Here is a 17,712-nt window from a genome sequence, read left to right as displayed (position 1 = left end):
ATGCTGGGGGCGTGGCAAGCTTCGAGGACGCGCTGCTGGATAACCGGGTGCCCGGGCGGCTGGGTGACGTGAGGCTGCGCTATGACGGCGGCCGGCTGGTGGGCGAGTCCCTGCCTCCCCCGTGGGAGCGGCGGCTGCTGCCCGGACTGTGCGTGGGAGTGGCATTCGGCTGCACCGTGGGCGCGGCCGTGCTGGCGGGGCTGGAGGCCGGGGCGGTGCCGGCCGCCTCCGTGGCGCTGGCCGTGCTCGCGGCGCTCCTGGTGGGCCTGGCGCTGCGGCTGGAGTCCCGGCTGGGCCGGCGCCGCTTCGTGCTGCACTTCCGCTCGGAGTCGCTCCGGGTGGAGCGGCTGGCGTGGACGCCCGGGGCCACGCGCGCGGAGCTGGTGCCCTTCGACGCGGTGAAGGCCGTGCACGTGGTGGAGCGCCCCGGCCCCCGCTACGCGCTGGTGGTGGAGTACGCGCCGGAGGGCGAGCCCGCGCGCCGCGCGGTGCTGGTGGAGCACGTGCGTCCCGCCGAGGGCGAGACGCTGCGCCGCGTGTGGCGCATGTTGAGCAACGCCTTCGGACTCAGAGGGGCGGGGCTCGCCGGAGGGTGATTTCGATTTCCGTGCCCTCACCGGGAGTGGAGGACAGCCGCAGCGTCCCTCCGAACTGCGCCACCAGCTCCTTGCAGATGGACAGGCCCAGGCCGGTGCCGATGCCCACCGGCTTGGTGGTGAAGAGCGGCTGGAAGACGCGGTCCTGCAGCTCCAGGGGGATGCCGCAGCCGTTGTCCGCCACGGTGAGCACCACGTCCTCCGGACGCACCGTCCACCGCACCTCGATGAGGCCCTGCCGGCCCGTGCCCGCCATGGCCTGCGACGCGTTGACGATGAGGTTGAGCACCACCTGGCACAGCTTCACCGGCCCGAAGGTGACGCGCACCGGGTCGCCGTTGCTCGTCAGCCGCGCCCTGTCGCGCACCTCGGCGCGGGCCAGCTTCACCGCGAAGGACACCACCTCCGACACGTCCGCGGTGGACTCCATGTCCTCGCCGCGCGCCTGCGCGCGCAGCCCCAGCGCCACCTGCCGCAGGTGCTCGGCGCCGTCCGCCAGGTCCTTGATGAGCGCGGGCAAATCCTCCACCGTCTCCGCCACCGCCGGGTTCGGGTCCGACTGCAGGTGGCGCGACACGTACTGGATGACGCTGCCCAGGTCGCGCTGCAGCGACACCACGTTCTGCGAGAGGTAGCCCACCGGCCCCATCAGCTCGTGGGCGATGCCCGCCGTCACCTGCCCCAGCGTGGCCAGACGCTCGGACTTCATCATCCGCCCTTCCACCTCGCGGATGCGCAGCTCCAGCCGGGCAATCTTCAGCGCGTCGTCCAGCGCGGCCTGCAGCTCCGCCCGGTCCCACGGCTTGACGAAGTAGCGCGTCACCTGGCCGCGGTTCACCGCGTCGATGACGGCCTGCATGTCCGCGTACGCCGTCACCAGCATGCGCTTGGCGTCAGGGGCAATGGTGCGCGCGCGCTCCAGCAGCTCCACGCCCGTCATGCCAGGCATGCGCTGGTCCGAGAGGATGACGCCAATCTCACCCCGGCGCTGCTCCAGCAACGCCAGCGCCTCGCTCGGAGACGAGCTGCGGAAGATGCGGAAGCGCTGCCCGAAGTTCGCGTCGAAGACCCGCAGGTTCAGGGCGTCGTCGTCGACGTAGAGCACCGCGGGGAGTTCAGACGGGTTCATGACGCTCCTCCTGGCCAGGGTGTCCCAAGGGGGCCAGGCTGGTAGGGCCTAGGATAGCGCCTCCTCCCACTTCCGTTCTCCGGGTGCGGCGCGCCCCCAGCATACGGGGAGTGCCTGACGCGCCGCATCCCCCGCCCTCCCTCCGTGAGAAGGGGGGCTCCCCAGGAAATCCTGCAGTGTCAGTGAAGGCTGGAGCACTCGCGGGATTTGCGAAGCTGTCAGCCTCGTCCGCGCGCGGCGGGTTTCAGCGCGTGGGGGCGTCAGGCGCCCGCGCCAAGGGAGCGTCGCTGACGGACAGGCCCCCCTCCAGGGCCACGGCCACGGCGTCCAGGGAGGCGAAGAGCCCCCGGGGGAGGCCGCCCAGCAGCGAGAGCAGGACGGGGGGCGCCTCGTTCTCACGGGCCACCCACGTCAGCTCATCGGCGGTGAGGGGGAACACCGCGCCCAGCAGCGCCTCGTGCAGCGACTGGGCAAGGGGTTGCGGCTGGCCTACGCGGGACTCCAACTCCGACACACCCTGGGCAAGCCGTTCGCGTGTCATGTCGTCATTCATTGGGACGAAGTTAAGCAGCGAACCGGGTCGGCTGCCGGGCTTTTTTGCCATGCACGCCCGGCAGGCGTGGGAGCGAGCCATACCGCCTGCTCGCGGGTGGTCAGCCCACGGGAGGCGTCCCACCGTTACCGCCACGGAGTGAGTCGGAGTCCATTCCAGCGAGGGAGGACGAGCACCATGGCGAAGAAGAAGGCGGGCCCGGAGAAGCGCGACGCGGGCGGAGAGAGGGGCTACGTGGAGCACATCGAGCACGTGCAGGCCACGCGGCCAGAGCCCTGGCCCGGAATCGAAGGCCGCTCGCGAGGCGAGGAGCATGACCTGCCCACCGGTACCCCGCGCGAGGAGCAGGCGGAGGTGACACAGGCCCAGCGCCGGCTCGAGCAGGAGATGGAGGAGTCGAAGGAGCCGACGCGGGAGTAGCGCGCTCCCCTGCCCCGCCTCCGTGCCCCTCTGGCGAGGGAACACGGGGGCGGGTGAGAACGGCCTAGAAGAGCAGCCGCGTGGGGTGCTCGAGCAGGCCGCGCAGCTCGCGCAGGAACTCGGCGCCGATGGCGCCGTCGATGACGCGGTGGTCACACGACAGCGTGGCCGTCATCATCTTGCGCACCGCGAGCTGCCCGTTGACGACCACCGCCTTGTCGGCCACCGCGCCCACCGCGAGGATGGACGCCTGCGGCGGGTTGATGACGGCGACGAACTGGTCGATGCCGTACATGCCCAGGTTGCTGACGGTGATGGAGCCGCCCGTGTACTCGTCCGGCTTGAGGGCCCGCTTGCGGGCGCGCTCGGCCAGCTCGCGCACCTCGGTGGAGATGGCCTGCATCCCCTTCTGGTCCGCGTCGCGGAGGATGGGGGTGATGAGGCCCTCCTCCAGCGCCACCGCGATGCCCACGTCCACGGTGTTGTACTGGACGACCTGGTCCCCTTGCAGGGACACGTTGATCTTCGGGTAGCGGCGCACCGCCATGGCCACGGCCTTCACGATGAGGTCATTGACGGAGACCTTGAGGTCCATCGCCTTGGCCTCCTCGCGGACCTTCACCGCGGCGTCCATCTCCACCTCGATGGTGAGATAGAAGTGCGGCACGCCGGGCTTCACCTCGGTCATCCGCTGCGCGATGACCTTGCGCATGGACGTGAGGGGCACCACCTGCGGCTCGGGCCGGACGCCGGGTGCCGGACGCGCGCCGGGCACCGCCGCCGGGGCCTTCTTCGCCGCCGCCGGAGCCGCGACGCCCCTGGCCAGCGCCTCCTCGATGTCGCGCTTCACCACGCGGCCCGAGGGGCCGGAGCCGTGCACCTGGGTGATGTCCAGGCCCCGCTCGCGGGCAATCTTCTTCGCCAGCGGGCTGGCACGCAGCCGGCGCCCACCCGCCACGGCGGGCTCCTCGCGGCGCAGCGGCACCACCTGCCCACCGGCCGGAGCCGCGGGCGCCTTCGCGGCGGGAGCCGGAGCCGCCGGAGCCTGGGCGGCCGCCGGAGCCGGAGCCGCCTTGCCCGCCTTGCCGGTGAGGTACGCGATGGGCGCGCCCACGGCCGCCGTCTGGTTCTCACCGACGACGATTTCCGACAGCGTGCCGTCGTCGTAGGCCTCGATTTCGAGGTTGGACTTGTCCGTCTCCAGCTCGGCGATGGCGTCGCCGGAGGAGACCTTGTCGCCCACCTTCTTGAGCCACTTGACGATCTTCCCCTCCTTCATCGTCGGGGAGAGCGACGGCATGGCCACGGCGATACGGCCGCCACCACCGGCGGCAGGCGCGGCGGGAGGCGTGGGAGCGGGGGCCGGCGGGGCCGGAGGCTTCGCGGCGGCGGGGGCCTCCGCGGGCTTCGGAGCAGGCGCGGCGGCGGCCTTGCCGGCCTCCACCTTCTCCCCCTTGGCGCCGAGGAACGCGATGGGCGCGCCCACGGCGGCCATCTGGTCCTCGCCGACGACAATCTGCAGGAGGTAGCCGTCGTCGTAGGCCTCGATTTCGAGGTTGGACTTGTCCGTCTCCACCTCGGCGACCGCCTCACCGGAGGAGACCTTGTCGCCCACCTTCTTGAGCCACTTGACGATCTTCCCCTCCTTCATCGTCGGGGAAAGGCTGGGCATCTGGATGGGTATGGCCATACGCGTTCAGGCTCCCTCGCGGTACAGCACCTTCTTGACCGCGGCGATGATCTTGGGCGCGTCCGGCTGGGTCGCGTTCTCCAGGTTCGCCGCGTAGGACATGTTCACGTCGAGCCCCGTCACGCGCTCCACCGGCGCGTCCAGGTCGTCGAACGCCTTCGACTGGATGATGTCCACCACCGAGGCGCCCACGCCCGCGAGGGCCCAACCCTCCTCGACGATGACCACGCGGTTCGTCTTCCGCACGCTGGCGAGGATGGCCTCCTCGTCCAGCGGCCTCAGCGTGCGCAGGTCCAGCACCTCCGCGGAGATGCCCTCCTGGGCGAGCTGCTCGGCCGCCTCCATGCAGAAGTAGTACATGCGGCTCCAGGTGATGATGGTGACGTCCGTGCCCTCGCGCTTCACGTCCGCCTTGCCGATGGGCACCACGTGCTCGCCCTCGGGCACCTCGCCCTTGAGCGCGTAGAGCCGCTCGCCCTCGAACATGATGACGGGGTTCTCGTCCCGGATGGCCGCCTTGAGCATGCCCTTGGCGTCCGCCGGGGTGGCCGGGGCAATCACCTTCAGGCCCGGGAAGTGGGCGTAGTTGGCCTCCAGCGCCTGGCTGTGCTGGCTGGACAGCCGGCCGCCCGCGCCGCCGGGACCGCGGAAGACAATCGGGCAGCGGAGCTGGCCGCCCGACATGTGCCGCAGCTTGGCCGCGTTGTTGACGATCTGGTCCATCGCGAGAATCGCGAAGTTCCAGGTCATCATCTCCACCACGGGCCGCAGGCCCACCATGGCCGCGCCCACGCTCATGCCGGCGAAGCCCAGCTCGGAGATGGGCGCGTCGATGATGCGCGCGCTCCCGAACCGGTCCAGCAGTCCCTGCGACACCTTGAAGGCGCCGTTGTAGCGGCCCACCTCCTCACCAATCAGGAAGACGTTGGCGTCGCGCTCCATCTCCTCGGCGAGCGCCTGGTTCAGCGCCTCGCGGTACATCAACTCGGGCATCGTCGGCTCCGAAGGGAAATCGAAAAAGGGTTGGGGTCCAGGGCGAGGGAGCGCTAGCGGCTCAGGCCCGCCTTCTTGTCAGCCTGCTCGGCCTGCTCGCGGGGCTCGAGGTCCCACGTCACCTTCAGCTCCTGGCCGCTCGGGTACTTCGGCCAGTGGGTCACCTTCACGCCCAGCACGCGCTCGCGGGGACGCACGTCCTCCTCGCCCTCCGCGACGATGGTGTCCCGCCACAGCTCGTCCAGGCCAGGCTCCGGGGACTCGTCCGCGAACTTCACCGCGGCATCCACCACCGCCTTCACTTCCTCTTCAATCGCCTCGAACTCCGCGTCCTGGGCCAGCCCCTGCTTGAGCGTGTAGTCGCGCAGCTTGGGGATGGGGTCGTTCTTGCGCTCCTCCTCCACCTCCTGCTTGGAGCGGTAGGTGGCGGGGTCCGCCATGGAGTGGCCGCGGAAGCGGTACGTGTTGGCCTCCAGCAGCACGGGGCCCTTGCCCGCGCGGCAGTACGCGGCGGCGTCCTTCACCGCCTCGTACATCTTCAGGCAGTCCATGCCGTCCACCGGCTCGCCGCGCATGCCGTAGGCCGCGGCGCGCTTGTGGATTTCGGGCACCGCGGACGTGCGGGAGATGGCCGTGCCCATGCCGTAGCGGTTGTTCTCGCAGATGTAGATGACCGGCAGCTTCCACTTGGACGCCATGTTGAACGTCTCGTGGAAGGAGCCCTGGTTGGCGGCCGCGTCGCCGAAGTAGCAGACCGTGACGCGGTCCTCGTTCCGGTAGCGGCTGGCGAAGGCCATGCCCGCGGCGAGCGGAATCTGCCCGCCGACGATGCCGTAGCCGCCGTAGAAGTGGTGCTCGATGTCGAAGATGTGCATCGAGCCGCCCTTGCCCTTGCTGTAGCCGGTGCCGCGGCCGAACAGCTCCGCCATCACCATGCCCGCGTCACTGCCACGGGCCAGCGGCTGGCCGTGGTCGCGGTACGCGCTCAGCATGTAGTCGTCCGGACGGAGGGCCTCGTTGGGGCCCACCGCCACGGCCTCCTGGCCGATGTAGAGGTGGCAGAAGCCGGCGATCTTCCCCAGCGTGTACTGCTGACCCGCGCGCTCCTCGAAGCGGCGGATGAGGTACATCTTCCGGTACATCGTCAACAGCTGTTCCTTCGAGTACGGGCTGGCCACCGCGGAATGCCTCCATGCAGGCCGCCCCTGTCATTCCCGGGGCGGCGAATGCCGTGCGCCTCATAGCGCGCGGCTGGGGGACTTCAAAGCGATACAAACCATTCTGTGCCGCGCCTGTCTTTCAGGCGCGGTGCGTCACGAATCGAGTGCGAAGTGCGGGACGGAAATGACGCCGTCCAGCAACTCCACGGGGCGGCCCGAGTGGTCCGTCGCCAGATGGATGACGGTGGCCTCTGGAAACTTCCGCCGGTAGTCGTTGGCGTGGGTGGGCTCGTTGTCGAAGGCGGCCACCACGGCCCCCAGCCGGCCCAGCCTCGCGTGGGCGTCGCGCTTGAAGGCGTCGTCGTCCTCCTTGAGCGTGGGCTTCATGAAGAGGTGCACCCGCTGCTCGTCCGGGAGCGCCAGGCCGTGCTTCTCCATGCAGGAGACGGAGCCCGTCCGCATGCCCTCGTGCCGGCCCGTCACGTAGACGAGCAGCGCGCCCGTCGCCACCACGGCGTGGGTGAACGCGGCGGCGCCTTCAATCGCCACGTCCTCCAGGCAGTAGTCGCTGGTGAAGAAGCGCTCCACCCAGAAGCGGCGGGCCTCGGGGAAGTGGGCCTCAATCTGGGCCTCGTCCAGGCCACAGGCCCGCATGGCCTCGCGCATGTCCCAGCCCGTCACCCAGTGGTGGGGCGCGCAGACGCTCAGTGCGTCCAGGGCGCGCGAGGCGCCGTACTCGCGGAGGATGCGGGCCTGCCGGGGGCGGTTGTCGAAGAGGGTGGAGTCCAGGTCGAACGCCAGCACTCCCCGGGGACCGAGCGAGCGGGCCCGCGTCAGGATGCCACGCAGGGTGTCCCGCCAGTCGTCACGGATGCGCTTCTTGAAGTCGTCGTAGGCCATGAGCGCGGGGAGATTACCCGCGCCCGCGCGAGGGCGCCGCCGAAACCGCGCCGCTCAGGCGGCCGACCGCCAGGGCACGGGCCCAGGCGGCGTCCCCGGAGACGGCTCCAGGAAGTGCTGCATGCGCTGGATGCCATTGCGGTCCAGCACCAGCCGGACGAGCTGCGTCGTCTCCTGCCGCCGGTCCCTCTCCTCCTCCTCCACGGTGAAGCGGAACACCACGTCCACTGGATAACGCTTCGCGCCACGGATGAGGCCCACGGACAGGTCCTCCAGGTCCACGTATTCCAGCGCCAGCTCCGGCTCGTCCATGTCGCGCAGGAAGCGCCCCACGTTCAGCCGGAGGATGTCGGTGACGCCGGACAGGCCGCGCTCCGTGCGTGGCAGCAGCCGCGCGTCCAGGTCGATGTGCTTGCGGTAGCGGATGACCGTCTCCGACAGCTCGCCCTGCGTCGCGGTGAGCAGGTCATCGCGGTGGCGCAGCGCCGCCACGGACTCCGGCACCTTCACGGCGGAGCCGTAGTCCACGCGCTCCTCGCACGTGCCGATGGCGCGCCCGGTGACGGGGTCCACCAGGTCCGCCGTCCGGTCCGCCAGGTGCGTGGCCGCCACGCGGCTGAGCATCCGCCGCAGGCCCTCCTTGATGCGGTCCTTCACCATGTAGCCGACGACGAGGATGAGGAAGAAGTTGAGGCTCGCCTGGGCGAATCTCGCCTGCGCCCAGAAGGCCACCGCGGTGGCGAACGTCATCGCCACGCCCGCGGCGAACGCGAACAGCATCTCCTCGAAGCCCTGCCGCTTCTGCTTCCGCTTCGAGGACAGGAAGAGCACGTTCATGCAGAACTTCTTCAGGAAGCCCAGCCGCTGGATGTACTCCTCGTTGTCCCCGGTGGGGCTCAGCACGCTGCGAAGCTGGTGCTCCTTGCGGTACGCCTCCTCGCGCAGCACCGCCTCCATCAGCCCCTTGCGCAGCCCCAGCCACGGCTCCTCGCGCGGCAGCGCCTTCATGTCCGCCACGGAGCGCCGGAAGCCGCCCTCCACCAGCAGGCTGACGTACTCGTCCACCAGCCGCAGCGACGCGCGCGAGCGCTCCTGCAGCCGCAACTCCCCCACGGCGCGCAGCCACGCGCGGAAGCGCTCCAGCACCCGCGTCACCCCGGCCTGCATCGCCCGGACGTCCGCCTCCAGCGCCGCGCCCGCCTCGGCCGGCGGGGGGGTGCGTCCCTCGCAGCGGGACTCCACGTCCACGGCGAACCGGCGCAGCGTCCCGCGCAGCACGCACGACAGCAGCTTCGCCTGGTAGACGACGTCCCCTTCCGTGCCCATCCCCGTGCGCAGCCACGCCTCCAGCCTCACCAGCGGCGAGGCGTCCGACGTCAGCAGCTCCTCGACCGCCATCACCGGCGTCTTGAAGCGCACGTAGTTGTGGATGTCCGCGTAGAAGTCCGCGCGCGGGTACGTCTCCGCGTCGATGTTCAGGCTCCCGGGCAGGAAGAGGTACGCCTCCACGACGTAGCGCGTCTCATCCACGCCCGAGGGCTGGTACTCGAGCTTTATCTCGAACTGCTTCCGGTCGTGGACCTCGAAGCGGCTCTGCAAGGGTGCGGGTGCCTGGGTCACACCCGCACTCTACGTCACCTGTCTGTCACACGGGAGTGACCCGGCCGTGACACGTCCGTTGAAGCACGAAGCATCTACCCCCGCGTCCCGGTCCGGGAGGCCGGCGTCTCCGCGGGCACCGGGAGGGTGGCGGGAGCCGGCGCGGCCCTGGGCTGGGGCTTCGCGTTCCACACCCGGGTGGCCAGCAGCAGGCCCGCGAAGGACAGCGGCAGCATGGCATACGGCCAGTTGCCCCAGTTGGACGGGTCCTTCGCCAGCTCGCCGCTGGGAAGAATCCTGCCCAGGAGGATGGACTGGAGGGCGGTGCCCGCATAGACGGCGCCGTCGATGATGCCCACCGCGACGCCCGCGTTCTTCTTGCCGCCGAAGTCCATGCTGGCCGTGCCGGACAGCATGCCGTGCACGCCGATGACGCACAGGGACATGAAGATGACCGTCCACCCCAGCGCCACGCTGTTGAGCAGGAACAGGGTAGCCACCGCGCCCAGGGACATGCCCGCGTAGAGCACGAAGGACACGGGACCGCGGCGCGAGTCGAAGATGCGGTCGCTGATGACGCCGGCGAACATGCCGCCGGTGATGCCGGCCACGCACAGCAGCATGCCCCAGTTGGCCGCGACGAACGACTCGCTGATGCCGGTGGACTTCGCGAACTTGGGGTACCACTGCATGATGGCGTTGCGCATGAAGCCGCTGCAGAACTCGATGCAGAGGATGACGATGATGGTGGGGTTGCCGAGCATCCGCATCAGCACCGCCCCCAACCCGAGCTGGGGCCCGGTGTCCCCGGAGGACGCGTCCGCCGTGTCGAAGTCCGGGTGCCCGGCGTGGCTCGGCGTGTCGCGGATGATGAAGAAGTCCAGCACCACGAAGGCCGCGAGGATGGCGGCCGGCACGAAGAAGGCCCAGTACGTGGGCGCCGCCTTCACGATGAGCCGGCTCCAGTCGTAGGCGAAGTAGACGCCCAGCGAGATGAGGATGCCGAACACGCCGCCCAGCAGGCCGCGCTCGCGCACGTGGAACCAGGACGCGTTCACCTTGACGATGGAGACCGCGCCGAAGCTCTGGAAGTACATGTTGACGGCGTAGAGGAACGACAGCGTCGCCACGAGGCCCCCCGGCGGCTGCCAGTCCTGCGTCAGCACCGCGTACACCACGCCGCCCATGGCGACGTTGGCCGCCGACGAGCCGGCCGCGGAGATGAGGATGGTCTTCCGCCCTCCGAGCCGGTCCGTCAGCGGACCGTTGAGGAGGAAGGCGAAGCCGTAGACGAGCGTGCCCCAGGCGAAGATGGTGCCGAAGTCCGCGTTGCTGGTGCGGCCGCCCAGCGCGCTGGTGGCCACGTTGACGTTGTAGCGGCCCATGTAGAGGAACGCGTACGTCATGCCCAGCGGGAACCAGTTGAAGAAGCGGCGGCGGCGGAACGCGTCCGTGTGCCCCAGTTCCACCTTGGGCAGGCGCGCCAGGACGAGGGCGATGGCCCCCAGCAGGATGAGGATGGGCAGGAGCTGGGCAAGCCAGGGGGGCAGCGACGACATGCAGCAACCTCTGCGGTGGGTGACGAAACGCCGCGCACCCTACCCCGGCGCGCGGCCCGGCGAAACCCAAGCCGCGCGCCGTTGGACGGTCCGGCGCCTCAAGCCTGGCGGGCAAGCAGCCGCGTCAGGGCCACTTCCGTCTTCGCATCCGGGATGTCCCCACGGCGGCACGCGTCCAGCACCTCTTGAATGGGGCGCCAGTGCAGCTGCGTGCCCTCCTCCAGCGGCGAGCCGTCTCCCTCGGGCTCCAGCGGCGTAAGCCCCGTGACGTCCACCGCCGCCGGAAACACCTTCTCCGACAGGATGCCCGGCGCCAGGAAGAACGAGCCCCCCAGCAGGTGGATGTCCTCGGGCCGCACCGCGTAGCCGGCCTCCTCGCGCACCTCCTCCGCCGCGCGCCGCTTCAGGCCCTCCTCGCCCTTGTCCTCCGGCTCCAGCAGCCCCGCGACGATTTCCTCCACCCGCAGGTAGCCCGAGGACGGGTCCGGCACCGTCATCGCCCCCCGGTTGTCCTTCCGGAAGTACGCCGCGGGCCGCAGGTTCATCCGCGTCAGCACCTCCAGCCCCGACGCACCACGTCGAAAGACAAGCACCGCCACCGCGTCCAGCCGGGGCCGGTCCACCACGTCCACCCGGTACACCGGAGAGGAGGACCCGTCCGCGCGCCGGTTCCGGCACCGCAGGCGCCGCACTCGCAGGAAGCCCTCGTCGCAGCGCGCGGTAGCCGAGAAATCCTCGATGATCTCGATGTCAGTGACACTGGAACGGCTTTGCTTCATGCCTGCCTGCTCTCCTGGGGATTGGGACGCCATGGCGACAGAGTAGGAATGCCGTGGCTGCGTTGCTTGCCCGACAGAGGATGATCCCGTACGTTGCGCCGGCTTTACCGTCGTCTACCCCCTGAAACACGGAATCTCTTCTGATGCGTCGCGTCCTGCTCGGCCTCTCCTGCGCCCTGGCTACGGCTTCATGCATGCCGGTGGTGGAAGGCCAGGATTACCACCTCGAGGGGCAGGAGGTGCGCCTGACGCTCCTCCACACCTCGGACATCCACTCGCGCCTCATCCCCTATGACTTCGCCCCGCTGCGAACGGACCAGGACCTGGGGCTCATCCCGGAGGCCGGTCCCTTCGGCGGCGCGACGCGCATGGCGGCGCTGCTGAAGCGGGAGCGCGAAAAGGGCGACCGGGTCATCCACCTGGACTCGGGCGACTGCTTCCAGGGCGCGCCCATCTTCAACATCAATACGGGCGAGGCGGAGTTCAAGTTCCTCTCGCAGTCGCGCCTGGACGCGGCCGTCGTCGGCAACCACGAGTTCGACGCAGGCGCGCTCAACTTCACCCAGCGCGCGCGCGACAACGCCACCTTCCCCCTGCTGGCCGCCAACTACATCTGGAGCGACTGGCGTCAGGTGGGCAGCAACCAGACGGCGCTGGAGACGGAGCCGTACACCATCCGCAACGTCAAGGGCGTGCGCGTCGGTGTCATCGGCATGGCCAACATCTCCTCGCTCAACTCCATCGTCGAGGGCGGCAACAGCCTGCAGGCCACCCCGCTGGAGCAGAACGAGGTGGTGCGCGCGTACGTGGAGCTGCTGCGCCCGGTGACGGACCTCATCGTCATCGTCAGCCACCTGGGCCTCACCGAGGACCAGGACGTCATCCAGGGCTATGAGGCCTACTACGAGTACGGCCGCGCCAGGAGCTTCGTCCAGCGCTCGAAGAACCCCTGGCAGGTGCTGGAGTGGTTCGGCCCCGAAGGCGACGAGAAGTCGGTGGTGCGCGTGTTCATCCCCGGCGTGTCCGGCGTGGACGTGGTGCTGGGCGGCCACCTGCACGTGGTGCTCAACCCGCCGCAGCTCCTGTCGGACCCCAGCGGCCGCCAGGTGGTGCTGGCGCACTCCGGCGCGTTCGCCAAGTACGTGGGCCGCCTGGACCTGGTGGTGAAGATGCCGGAGGAGCTCGGCCAGGGCGAGGGCGCCGAGGTCGTCACCCAGGACTACCGCGTCTTCCCCATGGACGCGCTCTGGTGCGACGACGCCATGCGCAACTACCGCTACGACCCGGACATCTTCTGGGAGGAGGGCCAGTTCATCCAGGAGGAGAAGGTGCGCGCGGCCATCCAGCGCTGCCGTGACCAGGAGGACCGGGACACCACGCAGCTGCTCCAGCCCTACATCCTGGGCATGGACATGAAGCTGCAGCTCACCAACATCTTCTCCTACGCCCCGCGCGACGTGCAGCGCCGCAACAACTCCACGGGCGGGGACTCGCCGCTGGGCAACGTCGCCGCGGACTCCATGCGCAAGCGCCGCCGCGTCGAGGCGGAGATGGCGCTCACCAACTCGCTGGGCATCCGCGACAACCTCTACGCCGGCGTGGTGACGCAGGAGTCGATGTTCAACGTGTTCCCCTTCGAGAACACCATCAACATCATGTACCTCTCCGGCGCCGAGATGCAGGAGATGTTCAACTTCGTGGCCGAGCGCTCCTCCGAGCGCGGCTGCGTCAGCCAGGCGCAGATCTCCGGCGCGCGCTTCACCATGGACTGCGCCCAGGTGCAGCTCAACGACCTGCGCATCCCCTGCGAGCGGGCGCGGCGCGGCGAGGACTGCCCCCAGGAGGACCGCACGGGCCACGCCCCCTGGCAGTGCATCGAGGACGAGACCTCCATCGCGGGCGAGGGCCGCTGCTACGCCAACCCGGGCACGGACATCGTCATCAACGGCAAGCCGCTGGACCCCAACGGCACGTACAAGATTGCCGTGAACGACTACATCGCCAAGGGCGGCTCGGGCTTCAACGTGCTCAAGCGCAACACCACGCGCATCGAGACGGGCATCTCCCTGCGCGACTCGCTCATCGGCTACATGCAGGGCTTCTGCACCTGCGAGGACATCCTCGCGGGCCGGGAGACCTCCAAGACGGGCGCCCGCTGCGGCAACCTCATCAACGGGCAGTGGGTGGTGGACGAGCAGGTCGTGGGCTTCTGCCGCGCGGCGAAGTCCTTCAAGGACGAGCTCGCGGTGAAGGTGGGTGACTGCTCGTGCGGTGACCTGCTCCGCCGGGGGTTCGACCCCGCGGGCTGCAATGCGCCGGACGTCACCACGCCCGAGCAGGCCCGGCTGGCCTGCGTCGCCGGGAAGCAGGTGGGCGAGAATTGCACCTGCGGGGACCTCGACGACCGCGGCTACAACCCCGAGGGCTGCAATGTGCCGTCCGAGTTCGACACGTCCGCCGAGGTGCAGGCCTTCTGCGCACCGGCCGCCGGCCCCTACACCGGGCGGTGCAGCTGCCGGGATGTGCTCGCCGGAACGAACCCCGTGTGCGGCACCGTGACGCCGCAGCTGCGCAACTTCTGTGAGAACCCCACCTCCATGTCCATCGCCGACGCGGTGGAAGACGGCCGCATCGGCCGGAGGGTGAAGTGATGAAGCGACTCGTGCTCGTGTCGGCCCTCGCCGCGGCCGGCTGCTATACCCAAGAGACGGCACAGCCCAAGGGCATCGGCACCTTCCAGGTGGAGGTGAAGGGCCTCTACTCCACCGCCACCACCCCGCGCAGCATGCTGCCGGTGGAGAACGCCTGCGCTACCCGCCATGGCGGCCAGGGCCAGGTTCCCGAGGAGGTGCGCGGCACCGAGGGGTGCCGGTACCTCATCCCCCGCGGCACGGTGGAGATCGACCTCGACATCACCGCGCTGGACGTCAACGGGCAGCTGATGGAGTCCTTCAACGGCCCGGTGTCCTTCCGCGTCGTCCCGGGCAACCTCACCGGCGAGTACAAGTACCGCTGGACGAAGCTCGAGGGCGGCAAGGGCTCCGCCACCGTGCGCGCCGGACAGCTCTACGGCGAGATGCACGTGTGGGTGCAGGACGAGCCGCCCGAGGTGGACTACGCCGAGGGCGAGGTGGTGACCGGCGACCTCCCGGAGGAGCCGGCGACGCGCACCCATGCCACGGGCCTGTCCCGGACGCTGCTGTTCGAGGAGCCCACCATCGCCGCGGTGCAGACGCCGCAGAACGGCAACCAGGAGACGGCCTACAAGGGCACGTACATGCGCATCGGCCGCAGCCCCGAGTCCGGGCCGGCCCTCCGGCAGAACTGCGCCTCGGACGACCCGAACAACGACCAGCCGCTCACGCTGCTGGTGACGGGCACGGACCCCGGCGGCTTCTTCGTGACGGACATCACCTCCTGCCGCGTGCGGGAGGCGGGCATCCAGGGCGCCAACATCCAGACGCCCGAGCCGTCCGGCTACCTGCCGGGCCGGTTCAACTCGCTCTACATCTACAACTACTCCTTCCCGGAGGGCCTGGACCCGGGCGACCTGCTGTGGACGGTGGCCGGCTCGGTGCAGGAGTTCACCGCCACCACGCAGCTCACCTTCCCCTCGTGGAGCGTGCGCGAGCGCGTGCGCCTGCTGCCCCAGACCGAGTGGGACAAGTACCTGAAGCTCGTGGAGCCGGTGGAAATCAACGGCCGGCTGTGCGGCTACAGCGGCTCGCCGTACATCACCGACCCGCTGTGCGGCTACAGCTACGGCAACTACAAGATGGAGAGCCTGGAGTCCTCGCTGGTGAAGATTCGCCGGGTGAAGTTCCCGCGCGTCTTCAACAGCTGTGACGCCAACGGCAACGGCCAGGTGCCCTTCTTCTGCGCGGACACGCGTGGCGGGACGTGGGGCGGGTGCGGCGCGGACAGCCCCAGCGACCCGGACGTCCCCGAGCGCCAGTGCAACATCGACTGCACGCTGGGCATCGGCCGGTTCGCCGGCCAGCTCTGCACGGAGCGGAACACCTTCGAGAGCTTCGGCCAGTTCGTGGTGGAGATGAACCCCACGGGCGCGCCCGAGGCGAACCTGGACGGCTCGGTGCCGGCCCGCGTGAAGTCCGTCACCGCGGCGGTGGACGGCAACCCGGACACCACCACCTGGGCCGTCTCCGGCGAGCTGGTCCCCGGCATGAAGGTGCACGTCTGGTGCGACAAGGCCGCGCTGCTGCGCTTCGGTGGCGGCGGCAGCGTGCCGGAAAGCGACGACGTGCCCGTGGAGGCGAACACCGTGTTCGAGCACACGCTGGCGGCCTCGCAGGCCTTCATGTGGGTCTCCGCCCAGAATGAGGCCAACGGCGCGGTGACGTGCAAGGTGGGCGCGGACTCGCGCACCCGCATCAACGTGGTGACGAAGGACGCGGTGCCGGACCTGGTGGTGGACTGCCGCGAGGACGACCCGGACACGGGCCGCGCCCAGCAGTGCCGCTACCTGCGCGCGGCCACCTTCGACGTCACCGGCCACCTGCGCCAGGTCAGCGCCGCGCGCCCGCGGTGGATGGTGCTGCCTCGCGACCAGGACGACCTCTGCTGTCACCCCGGCCCGGGCATGCAGTGCCCGCGGCCCATCGAACCTTGCGCCAACCCGTAACCGTCATCTGTTGAAGAAGTTCGCGCTCCGGTGAGAGCCGGGGCGCGGGGAGGAGCGGTTCCCCCCGGGCCGCTTCGTGGAGAGGGACATTGAAAACGCTGCAGACGCTGGCCCTGACCGGGCTGCTTTCCCTGAGTGCGCCCGCCTGGGCCGGTGACTTCGTCGACACGCGCCTGTCGTTCGTCTTCGCGGATGACAACGTGCTTGCGGGCTCGGGCGAGACGACGCCCAACAGCCCCAACGCACGCTTTGGCGCGGGTAACCAGAACACCCAGTTCTACGACAACTTCAACACCCGGTTCTCCGGCTTCGAGTCGCTGTCGAACGTGGTGCTCTACAAGCGCGCGCCCGCGTTCTTCGAGGGGCTCACCACCGAGGCGGCGCTGACGCTGCTGGTGCTGGAGCGCCCGTCGGGTGGCGTCGACATCCGCGACAACTCCAGCTACATCCGCCTCAACTACCAGCCGCCGGGCTGGGGCGAGAAGGAGGGCCTCTCCCTCGTCGGCTTCCCGGTGTCCGCGGACCGCTTCCGCCTGGGCTACGCCTACCGCATCTCCTGGGGCGGCAGCAGCGCGTTCACCACCCGCTCGCAGGCCAACGGCGTGCCGGGCGTGAAGCTGCAGCTCACGCGTGACAAGTGGTACGCGTACGTGGGCGGCAAGACGGCGCTGGTGCAGAACGAGCTCATCCTCGAGGAGGAGACGCTCTACGGTGTCCTGGCCGGTGCCGGCTGGGACATCCTGGAGACGCTGCGCGTGGAGGCTGGCGCCGGCTACTTCCAGAAGGGCCTGGTGCCCGGCCTGGCCACGCTGGGCATCGAGGCGCCGGTGAATGCCGCGGGCGTGTCCGGCCAGGTCGTCTACCACGTGGGTGTGCCGGTGGGCATCAGCGTGGACTTCCGGCTCTACAAGAACGACCCGGAGATGTTCCAGCGCTTCTTCGCCCCGGAGCAGTACCCGGGCGGCCTGTCCTACTCCGTGTCGCTGGAGGGCAGCTTCCTCTCGCAGACGCTGGAGGACCCGGACGAGTTCGGCGCCACCGTGCCGCAGAACGCCACCGCGCTGGCGCTGCAGGCGCGCGCGAAGTGGAACTTCCTGCGCCTCAGCCTGCTCGGCCTGTACCGCAGCCTCTCCTATATCCAGTTCGACGTGCCGGGCTTCCCCCCGTTCCAGGACTTCCCCGAGGGCACGGCGCTGAACCCGGAGATGTTCCTGGCGCTGGGCGCGGACTACCACTTCCCCCAGCTGCACTTCACGCCGGGCTTCATCCTGGGCGTGCAGCAGCCGGCCTCGTTCCGCAGCCCCACCCCGGTGGTGGGCGGCAACAACCCGCCGGAGAACCTCATCGGCACGCGCACGGTGGTGGTGCGTGACGTGAATCAGCTCAGCATCCTGCCGGAGCGCTGCGGCGGCGCCATCTGCGAGGCGGAGCCCATCTTCTCCGCGAAGGCCACCTTCCGCTGGGACTTGTCCGAGTCCGTGGCCGCCGTGGGCGAGGTCTACTACACGTACGACAACAACCGGACCACGTTCCGGGACGACGTCACCGGCGTGGCCCAGCCCACGTTCGAGGACCCGCACGCGCTGGGCTTCAACACCCTGCTGCAGGCGCGCTTCTAAACAGCTTCGGGAAATTAGCTAAAGGTGAAGGCCGGCATGCTCAAAGGACGAGCGAAGTTGATTCGTTCGGTGC

General features: G+C 69.7%; 13 protein-coding genes and 1 pseudogene. 5 read left to right on the top strand and 9 right to left on the bottom strand.

Annotation, left to right across the window (positions count from 1 at the left end):
- Nucleotides 1-11 precede the first annotated feature (11 nt).
- Nucleotides 12-596, top strand: coding sequence for a hypothetical protein (locus tag K8638_RS03485; protein ID WP_223752962.1), 585 nt, complete (start codon nucleotides 12-14; stop codon nucleotides 594-596).
- Here K8638_RS03485 and K8638_RS03480 read toward each other — a convergent pair.
- Both K8638_RS03480 and K8638_RS03475 read right to left on the bottom strand, forming a co-directional pair.
- On the bottom strand, nucleotides 568-1,725 hold the full coding sequence (locus K8638_RS03480) for a sensor histidine kinase (RefSeq protein WP_223752961.1): 1,158 nt from the start codon (nucleotides 1,723-1,725) through the stop codon (nucleotides 568-570). The two genes, K8638_RS03485 and K8638_RS03480, sit on opposite strands and share 29 nt — an antisense overlap.
- Nucleotides 1,726-1,969: 244 nt before the next feature.
- Nucleotides 1,970-2,266: a DUF2795 domain-containing protein gene (locus tag K8638_RS03475; protein ID WP_223752960.1), complete on the bottom strand. Its 297-nt coding sequence runs from the start codon at nucleotides 2,264-2,266 to the stop codon at nucleotides 1,970-1,972.
- 189 nt (nucleotides 2,267-2,455) lie between these two features.
- Here K8638_RS03475 and K8638_RS03470 point away from each other — a divergent pair, with 189 nt between their 5' ends.
- A complete protein-coding gene (locus tag K8638_RS03470) occupies nucleotides 2,456-2,698 on the top strand; it encodes a hypothetical protein (protein WP_223752959.1) in 243 nt (80 codons plus the stop codon).
- 64 nt (nucleotides 2,699-2,762) lie between these two features.
- Here K8638_RS03470 and K8638_RS03465 read toward each other — a convergent pair whose 3' ends face one another.
- From K8638_RS03465 to K8638_RS03435, 7 genes and pseudogenes are all read right to left on the bottom strand, one after another.
- Complete coding sequence (locus tag K8638_RS03465; RefSeq protein WP_223752958.1) at nucleotides 2,763-4,388, bottom strand: pyruvate dehydrogenase complex dihydrolipoamide acetyltransferase; 1,626 nt, start codon at nucleotides 4,386-4,388, stop codon at nucleotides 2,763-2,765.
- A 6-nt stretch (nucleotides 4,389-4,394) separates the two neighbouring features.
- Nucleotides 4,395-5,390, bottom strand: a pseudogene (locus K8638_RS03460) (pyruvate dehydrogenase complex E1 component subunit beta); the annotation flags it as partial.
- A 44-nt stretch (nucleotides 5,391-5,434) separates the two neighbouring features.
- The gene (gene pdhA, locus K8638_RS03455) at nucleotides 5,435-6,559 is read right to left on the bottom strand and encodes a pyruvate dehydrogenase (acetyl-transferring) E1 component subunit alpha (protein ID WP_223752956.1); all 1,125 of its coding nucleotides are present in this window, start codon (nucleotides 6,557-6,559) and stop codon (nucleotides 5,435-5,437) included.
- 135 nt (nucleotides 6,560-6,694) lie between these two features.
- Nucleotides 6,695-7,441 carry a hypothetical protein gene (locus K8638_RS03450; protein ID WP_223752955.1) on the bottom strand — a complete coding sequence of 249 codons (747 nt, stop codon included), beginning with the start codon at nucleotides 7,439-7,441 and terminating at the stop codon, nucleotides 6,695-6,697.
- 54 nt (nucleotides 7,442-7,495) lie between these two features.
- The gene (locus K8638_RS03445; protein ID WP_223752954.1) at nucleotides 7,496-9,061 is read right to left on the bottom strand and encodes a hypothetical protein; all 1,566 of its coding nucleotides are present in this window, start codon (nucleotides 9,059-9,061) and stop codon (nucleotides 7,496-7,498) included.
- A gap of 74 nt (nucleotides 9,062-9,135) precedes the next feature.
- Nucleotides 9,136-10,599: an MFS transporter gene (locus K8638_RS03440; protein ID WP_223752953.1), complete on the bottom strand. Its 1,464-nt coding sequence runs from the start codon at nucleotides 10,597-10,599 to the stop codon at nucleotides 9,136-9,138.
- A gap of 98 nt (nucleotides 10,600-10,697) precedes the next feature.
- The gene (locus K8638_RS03435) at nucleotides 10,698-11,378 is read right to left on the bottom strand and encodes an NUDIX hydrolase (RefSeq protein ID WP_223752952.1); all 681 of its coding nucleotides are present in this window, start codon (nucleotides 11,376-11,378) and stop codon (nucleotides 10,698-10,700) included.
- A 143-nt stretch (nucleotides 11,379-11,521) separates the two neighbouring features.
- Here K8638_RS03435 and K8638_RS03430 point away from each other — a divergent pair, with 143 nt between their 5' ends.
- From K8638_RS03430 to K8638_RS03420, 3 genes are all read left to right on the top strand, one after another.
- The gene (locus tag K8638_RS03430) at nucleotides 11,522-14,029 is read left to right on the top strand and encodes a bifunctional UDP-sugar hydrolase/5'-nucleotidase (protein WP_223752951.1); all 2,508 of its coding nucleotides are present in this window, start codon (nucleotides 11,522-11,524) and stop codon (nucleotides 14,027-14,029) included.
- Nucleotides 14,029-16,020, top strand: coding sequence for a hypothetical protein (locus K8638_RS03425; protein WP_223752950.1), 1,992 nt, complete (start codon nucleotides 14,029-14,031; stop codon nucleotides 16,018-16,020). The genes K8638_RS03430 and K8638_RS03425 overlap by 1 nt, the downstream gene beginning before the upstream one ends.
- 89 nt (nucleotides 16,021-16,109) lie before the next feature.
- Nucleotides 16,110-17,639, top strand: coding sequence for a hypothetical protein (locus tag K8638_RS03420; protein WP_223752949.1), 1,530 nt, complete (start codon nucleotides 16,110-16,112; stop codon nucleotides 17,637-17,639).
- Nucleotides 17,640-17,712 lie beyond the last annotated feature (73 nt).

The organism is Myxococcus sp. RHSTA-1-4 (assembly GCF_020037125.1).
In the GTDB taxonomy this organism is placed as follows: Bacteria; Myxococcota; Myxococcia; order Myxococcales; family Myxococcaceae; genus Myxococcus.
Note: the sequence above shows the minus strand (reverse complement) of the source record. Positions and strands in the feature narration are given on the sequence as shown.

Bases quoted from the DNA above. Each gene is read 5' to 3' on its own strand.
- K8638_RS03450 (WP_223752955.1), bottom strand. From the start codon at position 7,441: ATGGCCTACGACGACTTCAAGAAGCGCATCCGTGACGACTGGCGGGAC.
- K8638_RS03440 (WP_223752953.1), bottom strand. From the start codon at position 10,599: ATGTCGTCGCTGCCCCCCTGGCTTGCCCAGCTCCTGCCCATCCTCATC.
- K8638_RS03465 (WP_223752958.1), bottom strand. From the start codon at position 4,388: ATGGCCATACCCATCCAGATGCCCAGCCTTTCCCCGACGATGAAGGAG.
- K8638_RS03430 (WP_223752951.1), top strand. From the start codon at position 11,522: ATGCGTCGCGTCCTGCTCGGCCTCTCCTGCGCCCTGGCTACGGCTTCA.
- K8638_RS03425 (WP_223752950.1), top strand. From the start codon at position 14,029: ATGAAGCGACTCGTGCTCGTGTCGGCCCTCGCCGCGGCCGGCTGCTAT.
- K8638_RS03435 (WP_223752952.1), bottom strand. From the start codon at position 11,378: ATGAAGCAAAGCCGTTCCAGTGTCACTGACATCGAGATCATCGAGGAT.
- K8638_RS03470 (WP_223752959.1), top strand. From the start codon at position 2,456: ATGGCGAAGAAGAAGGCGGGCCCGGAGAAGCGCGACGCGGGCGGAGAG.
- K8638_RS03480 (WP_223752961.1), bottom strand. From the start codon at position 1,725: ATGAACCCGTCTGAACTCCCCGCGGTGCTCTACGTCGACGACGACGCC.
- K8638_RS03475 (WP_223752960.1), bottom strand. From the start codon at position 2,266: ATGACACGCGAACGGCTTGCCCAGGGTGTGTCGGAGTTGGAGTCCCGC.